The following is a 12,814-nucleotide window of genomic DNA, read 5'->3' on the forward strand; positions in this document are numbered from 1 at the left end:
AGTTTCCAAAATGCTGGAATACTGGAGAATGAGGTTCTTTAAAACAAAAATCATAAACTAAAGTTTAACAACAGTCTAACCAGCGAAGAGGGGAGAAAATTCTACCTTAAAAGAATATTTGATTTAATGAAAACCCTGTTTTTATACGTTTTACTTATGAACAGCTTACTACTCTATGATTTTAGTGCCTCTTCTGACTGGTCTTCCTGGGAAATAGAGAATGACGTGGTAATGGGAGGAAAATCCTCCAGTGAACTCACTCGAAGCCCGGAGGGAAATGCAGTCTTTACAGGATTTGTTTCCCTTGAAAACAACGGCGGATTTGCTTCTATGCAAAATCATTTTGCATCCCGGGACATCAAAGGATATGATCGGGCAGTCATCCGCCTAAAAGGGGATGGCAAAAAGTATCAGTTTAGAATAAAGGCAAATCTGGAAGAAAAAGCTTCCTATGTATATGATTTTAAGACTTCCGGAGACTGGCAAACGATAGAAATACCTCTTAACCAAATGAAACCCACCTACCGCGGAAATAAGCTGGACCTGCCAAATTTTAACGCAGATAAGATCCAGGAGATCCGATTTTTTATTGGCAATGGAAAAGCTGAAAATTTTAAGCTTGAAATTGATAAAATAGAGTTACAGCCCGGCTAATCTTTTAATGGCTGCTTTCCTTACCTCCGGGTCTTTGTCTGTCTTTGCTATGTCTTTAAGGCTGGGACTAAAATTCATTTGACTCACAGCCATTTTCCTTACCTCGGGATCTTTATCGGTCTTAGCTATATCAGTTAAACTTGGATCAAAAGTGATTTTACTCACAGCAAGTTTCCGTACTTCCGGGTCCTTATCGCTCTTTGCAATATCTGTCAAACTGGGACCGAAGGTGATTTTACTAACAGCCAGTTTTCGAATTTCGGGATCTTTATCAGTCTTTGCTATTTCCGTAAGGATAGGATCAAAAGTGATTTTGCTAAGTGCCTGTTTTCTTACTTCCGGATCTTTTTCATTTCGAACAATTTCTGCTAATTCTGAATCGGCAGTTGATCTGGTCTCCATAGTTTTCGTATAACTGTCTACCTTAACATCAAAATGACAACTAATCATCAAAATGGAAGCGAATGAAACGAGAAGAATTCTGGTAAGTGTTTTCAACGATTTAAATTTAAATTAAGCTGAAAGTAGAGATTGAAAATATTTGAAATGCATTATTTCTGACTTTGGCAGCACTTCCGAAATGTCCTTTAATTATATGATTCGTTTATTTCTGAAATTTTTAAAATTGTTCGTTTTGATTTTTCAATTAAACCCGGAAGTTCTTCAGTAGTACCGGAGACTTCAAACTTGAAATTCTTAATATCAGGCTTTGAATTTCTTTTTTCTGATGTGTTATCATACTCAAAGACAAACTTTACTACCTAATCGTTCTCGTTATCTTTAAAAAGATCCTCCAACGCATCCCAGTCAATATTTTTCAGCTCTTCAATTTTGGTAGTTTTTACACTATAGCTAGGTAACGGCACTGGTTGTTGCTGTGACTTTAATTTCTGCACTATGACCGTAGATACACACGGAGATAAAGCAGAATAGTCCAAATAGAAGATGTTTAATTCCATACCATAAATTTAATTTTTATGAATATACTCATAATTTTTAATTCACTCATTTTATTGAAGTTACTTTTTAACTAGGTAGCTATTCAAAAAATTTTCCCTCCGGGTATTCTTCTTCGTATTTAAATGAAAAACCCGAGTCACTATGAATCACCAGACTTCTTAAATTAGCCCAAATTACAGGAGTTTTGGAACCGGAGATTGTCGTAAGAATCATATCTCTATTACCAATTTCTACCTCTTTTGCAAGATTAAAAGCTTTAGAAGCAGTTATTTCCTTTCCATCTTCAAAATATGTAACAACATCTCCTTTTTCTATGAGCTCGTTGACCGAATTAACCATATTTTCTCTTATCTGTTTAATAATTTGCTTTCTGCCGCGAACTTTGGCTTCCTGATCTTCAATTTTTCGCTTAGAATCTTTCTTCACATCAGGAAATCCTCGAACAATTTCCTTTTGTTCTCCTACTGGCTGGCTGGTTGATCTATCTTCAAGGTTATTTCTTGTGGTAGGAATAGACCCCAATGACTTCTTGAAGCTATCCTCAATATCTTTCGTAGAATATCCCTTACCCAAAAGATCATAACTTACTGAGAAATCAAAAGTCTGTTGTTCCCGGACTGGCAATTTCAATATACGGTTATATTTAACTATACTTGTAGGGTAATTAGACATTCCTTTCGGTGGCTCGATAATAGAATGCCCAATCATGGAGTAGACTCCATATTCCTGAATAACCTTATTTATCTCATTGATATGGTCCATAGTAATCCTTGGATCAACGATGAGGATCAACTTTAAATATTTTTTACGCTCATTTTGCGAGTACTGTGTAAGCTCGGTTAACCTTTGGGTAAGGCTTTGCAAATCGGTTTTTCGTCCATTTATTCCAATGGATTTATCTTTTTCCACATAAAGGTGTATCCAGTCATTTTGAGCGGAATAGGCATTTATACTCCGCAGGGAATTAACTACCTGCTTAAAATCTTTCCCCGCTTCATTGATCCCCGGTGTGTTCTTCTCAAATTGATCATTAGCACTTTTGTTGTCAGTCGTATTTACCTGATCCCAGATCCATAATGCCATTTTATTATTTGATTCATCTAAATGTTTAATAAAGGAATATGCATTTGGATTTTCAAGTAATCCTGAAGCCTTTTGACGCGATATTTTTTCATCATTGAGATAGATGTTACCTCCTATTTCCTGTATTTGCTGAATAACTTCATTGGGATTTGTTTCATAAATATACATACCGTGTGAAGGATCCATTTTAAAAAGATCGGTTTCTGTGAACCTCATGGAAAGCCTGGAGTAAACAGGATTTTCTTTACTGTCAAGAGATACACTTAATTTGTATAGCATTGCATCTTCTTTGGTCCAGGTATGGGTTATGGAATTTATAACCTGAACGAATTCATCAACGTTAACAGCTTTACCGTTTACTTGGATTTTCTGATCCTGTATTAAAATATCCAGCTTTTTATCTCCTACTATTTTATCTTTCCTGTTTTTAATAGCCCATCTGTTAGTAATTACTCTAAAACCTTTATGAGCTTTCCCTTCTGATTGTAAATAATTGATCCTTCCATATATCAAAGAATCAGCAGAATTCGACAAATTTGGTTCATTCTCTGCAGTATTAACTTCTCTTTCATCCACAGGAATGGGATGAGCCACAATATCATTATTAAAAAAATAGATACAACAACATAATACAGGCACAATAAATCCAATTTTTAATCGTGCTCTCTTTTTTGAAAATGAATTTGAAATCATAACTACTCTTTTTTTGATTAATGAATTTTTAAATGAACTCGTCATAATGGTTTGATTTATACCATACGAGCTGTTAATTAATAAGTTTAGATAATCGGCAGGGATAATGTTTTTCTGTTTTAGAACAGCCTCGTCTGCCATAAACTCATGGTTTAAGCGCATTGACCTTTTGATGAAATAGAACAATGGATTAAACCAGAAGATGATCTGTAGAATTTCTAAAATTAGTAAATCCAGCGTATGATTTTGTTGAACATGAGCCTCTTCATGTTTTAAAATTTCCTTCGGAATTTGATTACTTTTAAAAGCATCTTTTTCAACAAAAATATATCTGAAGTAGGAATAGGGTATCTGCCTGAAAGGTAATAGGACTTTGGTGCTTATTCTTTCGACTACTTTATCGTTAGTTTCTACAAGCTTTTTTAAATATAGAAGATTTTTAAAAAACCTAAATATAAAACATAGGACCCCCACTGTATAAAGAATCCAAAGAACAAAAGGAAGATAATCTTTTCCAGGAAATTTCATTAAATTGCACCTCCTGGCCGTAAGTAATAGAGGGAACAGGAGTAAAATTTTCAAAGTTAACAGGTTCAACCGCTTCAACGTAGTAATTATAGCTTATAGTAATCAATGGAAGAACTATTGCCATTAATAAACTTAACAGTAAATAGTAGCGCTTTAAGAAGTGGAGTTTTTCGTTTTCAAGAAAAAGACGATAAAAAGTGTACAAAACCAGCAAGCAACCGGAAAATTTCAGAATATATTCTATCATAATTACTGCTTCTTAATACGTTCATCTATAATATTTCGGAGTTCTTTTAACTCAGCTTCAGATAAATCTGATTCTTCAGTAAAGAACGAAGCGAATTGAGCAGCTGAATTATTAAAGAAATTTTTGATTAATCCATTAATTTGCTTCGAAAAATAAGCTTCCCTTTTTATTAAAGGAAAATATTCTCTGGAGCGGCTATCCTGAACGAAATCCACAAATTTTTTATCCCGCATTCTTTTAAGTAAAGTTGCTATTGTTGTTGTTGCAGGTTTAGGTTCCGGATAAGCGTTTATTAAATCTTTCATATAGGCTCTTTTCCGTTTCCACAGAATTTGCATCAATTGTTCTTCAGCTTTAGATAGTTGCATATTTCTTTAATTAAGGGATCCCCTCTACAAATGTAGAGTTTATTTTTCATTCTACAAGCGTAGAGCAAAAATATTCCAATTATTTTTGAAGAATACAGGATCATTTTAAGTTTGTGCATATTGAACCCAATATATATCCTAAAACATCAGGATGTAATTTTTGCATAACACTGTCATTAGACAATAGCAAAATTGGATTTACATTAAACTTAGAATGCAGCAGTTATTTTTTTCTCCCTGAAGATTTTATTAAATTAAGGATGGACAAGTTTGGAGTTATTTTTTAATTGTCTGCTATATCAAAACTTAAATTAATAAATATGGAAACCTTAGTGCCGGGATTATTGTTGTATCCTGATTTTATAAATAAATCACTGGAAGAGGAATTAATAGCTGAAATTGATTCCCAGCCCTGGGTCGTAGACTATGACAGAAGGTTGCAATATTACGGTTACAGGAATGAATTGGAGTCTCCATACGACCTGGTAAAATTTCCGGTTCCCATACCTCCGAAAATGTATGAGCTGTCCCGGAAGATTGTGGAACAAAAAATTATAGAAAAACAGCCGGACCAGGTGATCATTAATGAGTACTCTCCCGGGCAGGGAATAAGACCGCATAAGGACAGGAACTATTTTGATAATCAAATTTGTGGCATCAACCTTGGGAGTGGCTGCGTGATGAAATTTAAAAAAATATCGGGCGGGGAAGTGATAGATGTGGAAATCCCCAGGCGATCCTTATATGTGATGCAGGACGAGGCGAGGTACAAATGGAACCACTCCATCCCTCCACGTAAAAAGGATAATATCGATGGAAATATAAAACACAGAGAAAGAAGATTATCCATCACGTACCGTAAAGTAATGCCGAAAAAAGTTAAACCTATTAATCCTGAAGGTAAGGTAGCAGCGATGTTAAGGGAGCATTTCGGTATCTGAAATTTTTAAAAATTCCTGAAATTACTGATCATTGAATAAAAAACGGATAATTCTTTTAGTCAATTATGCCATTCCTCCATTGATCCCTATATTTTGCCCGGTGATCCATTGTGATTCCTTACCCGCCAGAAACAGAACAAGCGGAATAATATCATCTACTTCCCCTATCCTGTTCAAAACTGCCAAACCTGCAATTCTCTCAATAAGCTCCCGGGATTTTCCCTCTAAAAATAATTCCGTAATCAAAGGTCCCGGCAAAACGGAATTTACAGTAATGCCTTTAGCTCCAATTTCTTTAGCGAAGACCCGGGTCATTTGTTCGACTGCAGCTTTAGTTGCTGAATAAATTGAATAGGTGGGCATCATCATTCGGGTTGTGGAACTGGAGATATTTATGATTCTTCCGTAGTTTTCCATTCGCTCAGAAACAATTTTCATAACAAGAAAAACACTCCTGACGTTAATGGCAAAATGACGGTCAAATTCTTCTTCTGAAAAATCCTTCAGCAATTTTGTTGTCATAATTCCCGCATTGTTAATTACAATATCAATTTTTCCAAATTCCTGAATACTTCTGGCAACAAGTTCCTCCACCTGATCCTTTTGGCTAACGTCTGCCAAAACAGAAATCGCACTCCCTCCCCTGGAATTAATTTCCTGAACAAGCTGTTCTGCTTTATTTCTGTTTGAGTTATAATTAATGATCACATTGGCTCCTTTTCCCGAAAATTCCTGTGCGATTTTCTTTCCAAGACCTTGAGAGGATCCGGTTACCAGTACAGTTTTGTTTTTTAAGTCTGTCATAATAATCAATTTAGAGTACAAAAATAGAGACCGAAAATTCTTTACGTATGGTGAAGGTTTCAGAATTTAAAAATAGAATTCCTGAATTGAGAAGGTGTTTCGCTTAGTGTGCCTTTTGAAGTATTTTGTGAAATTCGAGGGTTCAAATGTTAGCCTTAATGCCACCTCTCTAATGGTGCACCCGGGATCGCTTAGCAGTTTTTTGGCTGCGGCAATCGTTTTTTCATTGCAAACATCACAAGGTGCCTTACCCGTAACTTCTTTAATTGTATTACTTAAATGAGTGGGGTGAATACACATTAAACCTGCTATTTCATGTATTTCGGGAAATACTTCAATTTCCCCACTAACTATTTTTTTCAAATGCCCATCGAGAATCTCATTGAATTTAATTGTAATTTCCTCAGGTCGTTTAAGCATTTTTAGATAGCAGCTATGTATGTTTTAAAGTTAAAGAAAATTCCGGATTTGATTATCTCTTTTCTGACTCTGCATAAGCTATCTACTTTACCAACAAATAAGAAGGGATTTATAGTATAGTACCCGGTTTCGGTTATTACTCATTATAGACTAATTCAATAAGGGTTTTATCAATTCTTTTTCCTTTTTCCCCAGCCATTTGTATTAAAGATACTCTTACAGCCTCTATTTTATGGGGAATCCCGGGATAAAAATAATATTCATAGGTGTTATTGTCATTAATTTCTATACTAGCTGTACTTAAGGCATCCTGCATTTTAACTTCTTCAAGATTCATTTTAGAAAAAACAAATTGGCAACTCCAATTAGGCTTGTTTTCCTTATTCTCTCAAATTTGGTATTTTTAATCCTGAACTTATTCTTTTCACTCCTTGAAAAGAATTTTTTGAATACTATCTAAAAGATTGTTGTCGTTATGAAAGATGGAGAAATTTATAAGGCGAACTCCCTTTAATCTTCTTCGGAATTTTAAGGCTTATTTGATTATTCATCTCCTCTACCCTCGTGGCATAATAATCATTTGGAATGGAGTCCGGAATAAAATAATTTTCTGTCAACATTGCTGAATATGTCGCTTTTATATTCTGAGCAAAATTGGTTAGGGAAATAAGAAAATAATAACAAATACAGTAAAACGGCTCATATCAGGAAATTTGCCCAACGACTATATTAAAAACCAAATTGGAAATTAATTTCACTAATCTAAATAACCATACTTAGCTAAAATCTCACATCCGTGATATCAGCGTTCTTGTCAAATACTTTCTTCGCGTAAGGACAAAGCGGGAGAATTTTTACTTCTTCTTTACGGGCAAATTCCACGGCTTCCATGACTAATTGCCTCCCGAAACCTTTTCCTCCAAACTCTTCTTCCACTCCTGTATGATCAATAATAAATTTATCATTCCCGGCCCAGGTGTAGGTCATTTCTCCTGCAAATTTCTCATTCTCATAAATGATAAATCTGCCTTTCCTGCCGTTGTCTTCTCTTTCTAATCTTGTCATTGCCCCAAATTTTTAATACTTAAAGCACGGGAAGGACATAACGCAAGCTGCTCAATTAATTCCTGTGTAGAAGCATTGGTAATTTTTAGCCAGGGCTTCTCCTGTGGATTATAAACTTTGGGCAAAGTTTTTACACATATCCCGGAGTGGGTGCAAATTGCTTAGTTGCCATAGAATGGTTATTTCCCCATTGCTGTACTCTTTTGTTGCCATATTCTATGTATTCTTTTTATTCTTGTGGTGAAGGTTTGCTGATCTTATTCAAGGATTTCTCCAGTATTAGTTGAATATTTCAATTGAGGAACATATTTCTTTAAATCTACTATCATTTGTTTAGCCTCTTCATGATTTTCATTAATTTTAATTATATCATAATATTTTTTAACCAGGTTGTTGTATTTCTCCCTATTTTCCTTATTTCTATTAAAAATATTTTGTAGAATTACATTTTCGGAATGCGGGTTACCCCCAATCATTTTTACCAATTTACCTTTAATTTTCAGGATATTTATAATTTTTTGTATCTGATCAATTTCAATTTTCGCGGCATAAACTAAACTTCTAAAGACTAATTCTTTTGAATGTTTGGAAAAATTATTTTCTAATGAATCTTTATCAAAATTCTCATAAAGATTTCTATGAACAATTTCTAATTCTTTTTCAAATAGAAGATTATACTGAGCTATTTCGGAAATGTCCGAACTTAAATAATTTTCGAATTTTTGTCCTTTTATTGCTATATCTATTTCTGAGACTATTTCTTCATTAGAAATATCTGTCAAAGCTAAATTCCTTCTAATTTGTACTAAATGATGAATTAATCTTGAATTTGGGGATTGGGAAAATACTAGATAAGTAACAATTCCAATTCCGAAAATTAGAAAAGCAGTTTTCACCTCTTGAACCTTAAATACGTCCGACACTACTGAATTTCGTATCCATTCAAAGCCAGAAATGGAAATTAAAATAATTGTTATTATAAGAGTTAATCGTAATATCCAATTAGCTCTATTTAATCCTATGTTTCCGAATGAAGGATCTTTAGGTAAAAAAAGAAATTTTAATTTTCGTACAATTAAAAAATTTAATGAAATTATGATATAAAATACTAGGACTATATAAGAGAGGAGTCGGGAAATATTGGAAACAAATAGCTTATTCGTATATACTAAAATTAAGACTAGAAAGATCCAGAAAAAAGCTACAAAATACGAAGAACTAGAATTTATTTGAGTGTCTTTACCTGTTTGATATCGCAAATCATCACTTTTGGTGCCTTTAATTTTTAAAAAAGCACTTAAACTCAGTATAAAAAGTAATACAAAGGTTCCATCTATAATAATAATGCCTAAATTAAACCAGTTTATACTTAAAGCTTCTATTTGATTTATTAAAATCCACGTCATAGTACCTAAAGCAGCCAATAAAGCCCAAATTGTCCAGCCGGATTTTTTATGATCTGTATTAATTTTGTTAATCTCTTCATTTAATAAGAGGAACAAACTATTTCTGTGGTGAAAATATTCCTGATTTTTTTCCCTCAAAATTTTTAATTTAAATTCTCTTTTTTATTAATAACCAAGAAAAAGTCATTGCTTCGAAAACAAATATTATTACTTGGTTTATAATTGCTATGAGTCCTATTATTAAAATTTAATAGTTACTCTTTCGAAATTACTAATTATCTAATTCTTAAATTTTTAATAATATGTAGTTGCTAATCTAAAAAATAATATCTCCAAATTTCAGTTACTTGTAAGAATGATTTTTAAATTCGAGGCTCTAACAAATTAATTCGATTTTATAATGTATTTCATTTTATAGATATCTACCAAACCTACTAAAAATTATGTTATACCTTATGAGGAAAGTCTACAGTGTTAATTTGTTATAATCAACATATAAATTCGAATGATAAATGATAGTAGGTTCGGAATTTAGAAGAAAAGAAAATTAGAAAGAATAACTAATTAAGTTAAGAAAAGTAAAATTTACCTCTAACGCAATCCTAACTCCTCCCCTCCCGCATCTTATCCAGCTTTGCGGTAATAGGAGTAGCGGTAATACCGTGTACAAAAATAGAGATAACGATTACCAATGCGACCAGCGCCCAGATCTCATCTTCGCCTTTAAAAGATTCCATATTCATCGCATAGGCGAGGTAATAGAACGAGCCAATTCCTCTAATTCCCAGAAAGCTTATCGCAAGCCGGTCCCGCCACTGGGCTTTATTAAAACCAATCATTCCCAGCACACTTAAGCAATCCTACCGTATGATAAATACAATAAGAAGGGCACAGATCACCAACGGCCAGGTGAGTGCGTCCAGGAGTCCGCCGGAGATGGCTGCTCCAAGGGCGATGAGAATAGCGACCATTAAGATGCGTTCAGATTTTTCGATGTTCTTATGCAGGTCGAGGTGATATTCGTGATCCCTGGAGGTGCTGCGAATGACCACTGCCCCAATAAATACGGCAATGAAACCATAGCCTCCCAGGAATTCGGTTATTCCGTAAATAATAAGAGTTCCTGCCAGCGCAGATAATCCTACCATAACTTTAGCCAGGTTATTATCTGCCGACTGTGCGAAAATAAGTTTGGCAAGTAACCAGCCGAGGCCAAGACCTAAAAGTATTCCCACTCCCAGTTCCATAAAAACATGAATGAGCAGCCAGCTCTCGATCCAGTTTCCGGGATGTGTTCCCGCAATAGCCATCGCAATGGCCATATTGGTAAAAGGGAAGGCAAGACCGTCATTTAATCCGGCTTCCGAAGTCAGTGCAAACCTTATTTCCTCTTCCTCTCCCGGCTCGGTATGATCTGCATCTCCGGTATGATCCCCTTCTGCCCCTTCCTGCGGGGGACCTACCTGCACTTCCGAAGCAAGAACAGGATCTGTAGGCGCTATTACCGCTCCTAACAATACGGCAGTAGCTTAAGCACAAAAGCAGCGATCGCCCAACCGACAAATGCTGCCAGGGCAATAGTGATGACCATCGTAATTCCCAAAAGCCGCCAGGTAACATTCCAGGTTTTAAAATTAAAAGGACGATCGATATTCAGCCCTGCGCCCATCAAGGAAATGATCACTCCTATTTCGGTAAGATGCTCTGCATATTTCCCCTGTATTTTGGGATCCGGCGCCGTCAGCCCAAGCGGCAGTTCGATCGCCAGGTAACCCAAAACCAAAAGAACGATAGGCATGGCAAAGGGATATTCTGCCAGTAACCGGGGCAGAACGGTGGCGCAAAGAAAACCAAGGCCAATGATAATCAGCCATAACTGGTAATCTCCAAATACATGTATCGCGTCCTGAATTTCCATTGAATCTCTTTACACCCAACAATTTCTTTTCTGCCGGGGGCAAAGTCATGTGAAAGAAAGAGGGATTTCTTAAAAATAGAGATTTAGAAAGAAACGCAAATTGGGTTGCCCATAGTTTCACATAAGATTATGAGATGTTTGCCTTTAGAAGCGAAATGTGATTTCCTATTAAAGCAAATCGTATTTAAGGATCTACGAAAAAATTTGTTTAAAAAAAATTACCTCCCGCACACAGTTTCAGAAACAATGCATGAACGTTATGCTTATCCTTTTGCCTTATACTCCGGATCAAATTCCACGATCCATTCAATACCATATTTATCCCGAAAACAGCCAAAATAAGAACCCCACGGACTATCCCCTATTGGCCCTTCTACCTGCCCTCCTGCTGAAAGTCCGTGAAAAAGTTTTTCTGCTTCTTCTTTGGTTTCGGTGAGCACTACAATTTTGCTTCTGTTCTCATTTTCATTCGTTGGCCCCAAACTTTCCGGAACATCATTCCCCATCAACATATTACTTTTACCTATTGGCAGGGCGATATGAATAATCTTATTCTCTTCATTTTCTGCTACCGGAAATTCCGGACCTGCCAGCTCTTTAAATCGGATAATTTTTGCAAACTCTCCGCCAAAAACTGATTTGTAAAAGCTAAATGCTTCTTCAGCATTTCCGTTGAAATTGATGTGAGGATTGATTAGAGGCATAGCTATGAAATTGATCTTAAGGTCCCATTAAAAATAGTCAAAAAAAGGATGTACTCGATTTTACAATGATCTGTTATCTAATCTTTTCCTCCATTCAATAATTCCTGTTTCTTCTTTTCAGATTGGTAGATGGGCATTAAAATTAATGCAGCTTGTCTTCTTTCCAATTGGAAGGATTGTTTTTTATATATTCTGAAATTCGGTGGAAGGATTGATCATTTCTGATTATGTGGTCGTGAAAACGGGATTGCCAGGAGAAATTGGGATCGATTTTTCGAATTTCAAAGGTTGTACGTCCCTTGTACCATCGAATGATTTTTGACAAATTTTCATTCAACATAGGATTATTATTACCTGTAATTCCACCCGTTAATTTATCCCCTGCATTTTCGGTACGTTCTGGTAGGGACGCGATTAATCGCGTCCCTACTATTTATCAATAATAATAATGCCATGGAAATGGTTAGGCATAACCAAATGATATCCCAATTTTACAAACGGAAAATGATCCGGGACCGCCAACCAACATTCATTTGCGATTTTTCCGTTTTTATTCATGAACATTTCGCTATCTATTATTTCCCCAAAATAATGTTCCCTGTCTTTTGTGCAAATGGTAATAAAATAGGCAGCATTACTGCCATAGTCCCAATTTGGCAACCGGGCTGATTCACTGCGATATTTTCCTTTGAATTTTTCAGACATTACCTATACAAAATAATCATTTTGATTTTTCTGTTTGCATATTCAGGCAGATTTCTGATCAATTATAAGGAGATCGATAAATTATAGAATATAAAATAGAGCATACATCTAGTTACAAACTCCACTTATATCACCTCGTCGTTCAGCATAACAACCACAAATATTCCAAATCTTTAGCACCACTTATAAATCAGCATTCAAACACTGCCGATTCCTGCCGACACCACTATTCCTGGTGTCTTCTTCCTCTACTATGTTTCCTACAAATACATTTTTAAAAAATGCAAGCAGTGATATTAACGGAAGAGATCTTTAAAG

The 12,814-nt window shown here is 35.3% G+C and carries 16 protein-coding genes and 1 pseudogene; 2 read left to right on the forward strand and 15 right to left on the reverse strand.

Annotated elements, in window-relative coordinates; genetic code table 11:
- Window positions 1-126: 126 nt before the first annotated feature.
- Complete coding sequence (locus LZ575_RS10465; protein ID WP_235330555.1) at window positions 127-654, forward strand: CIA30 family protein; 528 nt, start codon at window positions 127-129, stop codon at window positions 652-654.
- Here the strand turns inward: LZ575_RS10465 and LZ575_RS10470 are convergent.
- The 5 genes from LZ575_RS10470 to LZ575_RS10490 all read right to left on the reverse strand — a co-directional run bounded on the left by LZ575_RS10470 (window position 640) and on the right by LZ575_RS10490 (window position 4,533).
- On the reverse strand, window positions 640-1,152 hold the full coding sequence (locus tag LZ575_RS10470; RefSeq protein WP_235330556.1) for a HEAT repeat domain-containing protein: 513 nt from the start codon (window positions 1,150-1,152) through the stop codon (window positions 640-642). The two genes, LZ575_RS10465 and LZ575_RS10470, sit on opposite strands and share 15 nt — an antisense overlap.
- Window positions 1,153-1,415: 263 nt before the next feature.
- Window positions 1,416-1,613 (reverse strand): hypothetical protein, encoded by a 198-nt coding sequence (locus LZ575_RS10475; RefSeq protein WP_235330557.1) that lies wholly within the window; start codon window positions 1,611-1,613, stop codon window positions 1,416-1,418.
- A gap of 79 nt (window positions 1,614-1,692) precedes the next feature.
- Entirely contained in the window at window positions 1,693-3,864 is a 2,172-nt protein-coding gene (locus LZ575_RS10480; protein WP_235330558.1) for a M56 family metallopeptidase, read from the reverse strand.
- Window positions 3,839-4,165 carry a hypothetical protein gene (locus LZ575_RS10485; RefSeq protein ID WP_235330559.1) on the reverse strand — a complete coding sequence of 109 codons (327 nt, stop codon included), beginning with the start codon at window positions 4,163-4,165 and terminating at the stop codon, window positions 3,839-3,841. The genes LZ575_RS10480 and LZ575_RS10485 overlap by 26 nt, the downstream gene beginning before the upstream one ends.
- A 2-nt stretch (window positions 4,166-4,167) precedes the next feature.
- Window positions 4,168-4,533, reverse strand: coding sequence for a BlaI/MecI/CopY family transcriptional regulator (locus LZ575_RS10490; RefSeq protein ID WP_235330560.1), 366 nt, complete (start codon window positions 4,531-4,533; stop codon window positions 4,168-4,170).
- Window positions 4,534-4,853: 320 nt separating this feature from the next.
- On the opposite strand from LZ575_RS10490, the gene LZ575_RS10495 reads away from it, so the two are divergent.
- Window positions 4,854-5,474: an alpha-ketoglutarate-dependent dioxygenase AlkB gene (locus LZ575_RS10495; RefSeq protein WP_235330561.1), complete on the forward strand. Its 621-nt coding sequence runs from the start codon at window positions 4,854-4,856 to the stop codon at window positions 5,472-5,474.
- Window positions 5,475-5,537: 63 nt separating this feature from the next.
- On the opposite strand, the gene LZ575_RS10500 is transcribed toward LZ575_RS10495, so the two are convergent.
- The 10 genes and pseudogenes from LZ575_RS10500 to LZ575_RS10545 all read right to left on the reverse strand — a co-directional run bounded on the left by LZ575_RS10500 (window position 5,538) and on the right by LZ575_RS10545 (window position 12,496).
- On the reverse strand, window positions 5,538-6,278 hold the full coding sequence (locus LZ575_RS10500) for an SDR family oxidoreductase (protein ID WP_235330562.1): 741 nt from the start codon (window positions 6,276-6,278) through the stop codon (window positions 5,538-5,540).
- Between the two features lie 66 nt (window positions 6,279-6,344).
- Window positions 6,345-6,698, reverse strand: a complete 354-nt coding sequence (locus LZ575_RS10505) for an AraC family transcriptional regulator (RefSeq protein ID WP_235330563.1) — start codon at window positions 6,696-6,698, stop codon at window positions 6,345-6,347.
- 136 nt (window positions 6,699-6,834) lie between these two features.
- Window positions 6,835-7,035, reverse strand: coding sequence for a hypothetical protein (locus tag LZ575_RS10510; protein ID WP_235330564.1), 201 nt, complete (start codon window positions 7,033-7,035; stop codon window positions 6,835-6,837).
- 443 nt (window positions 7,036-7,478) lie between these two features.
- Window positions 7,479-7,763 carry a GNAT family N-acetyltransferase gene (locus tag LZ575_RS10515; protein WP_235330565.1) on the reverse strand — a complete coding sequence of 95 codons (285 nt, stop codon included), beginning with the start codon at window positions 7,761-7,763 and terminating at the stop codon, window positions 7,479-7,481.
- Window positions 7,760-7,888 (reverse strand): (4Fe-4S)-binding protein, encoded by a 129-nt coding sequence (locus tag LZ575_RS23595; protein ID WP_311196068.1) that lies wholly within the window; start codon window positions 7,886-7,888, stop codon window positions 7,760-7,762. Before LZ575_RS23595 ends, LZ575_RS10515 begins: the two co-directional genes overlap by 4 nt.
- Window positions 7,889-8,020: 132 nt before the next feature.
- Window positions 8,021-9,307: a hypothetical protein gene (locus LZ575_RS10525; RefSeq protein WP_235330566.1), complete on the reverse strand. Its 1,287-nt coding sequence runs from the start codon at window positions 9,305-9,307 to the stop codon at window positions 8,021-8,023.
- A gap of 464 nt (window positions 9,308-9,771) precedes the next feature.
- A pseudogene (locus LZ575_RS10530) lies at window positions 9,772-10,638 on the reverse strand (cation:proton antiporter).
- A gap of 41 nt (window positions 10,639-10,679) precedes the next feature.
- Window positions 10,680-11,087 carry a hypothetical protein gene (locus LZ575_RS10535; protein WP_235330567.1) on the reverse strand — a complete coding sequence of 136 codons (408 nt, stop codon included), beginning with the start codon at window positions 11,085-11,087 and terminating at the stop codon, window positions 10,680-10,682.
- Between the two features lie 263 nt (window positions 11,088-11,350).
- Window positions 11,351-11,791: a VOC family protein gene (locus LZ575_RS10540; RefSeq protein WP_235330568.1), complete on the reverse strand. Its 441-nt coding sequence runs from the start codon at window positions 11,789-11,791 to the stop codon at window positions 11,351-11,353.
- Between the two features lie 429 nt (window positions 11,792-12,220).
- Window positions 12,221-12,496, reverse strand: a complete 276-nt coding sequence (locus tag LZ575_RS10545; RefSeq protein ID WP_235330569.1) for a hypothetical protein — start codon at window positions 12,494-12,496, stop codon at window positions 12,221-12,223.
- Window positions 12,497-12,814 lie beyond the last annotated feature (318 nt).

It is taken from the genome of Antarcticibacterium sp. 1MA-6-2, assembly GCF_021535135.1.
In the GTDB taxonomy this organism is placed as follows: Bacteria; Bacteroidota; Bacteroidia; order Flavobacteriales; family Flavobacteriaceae; genus Gillisia.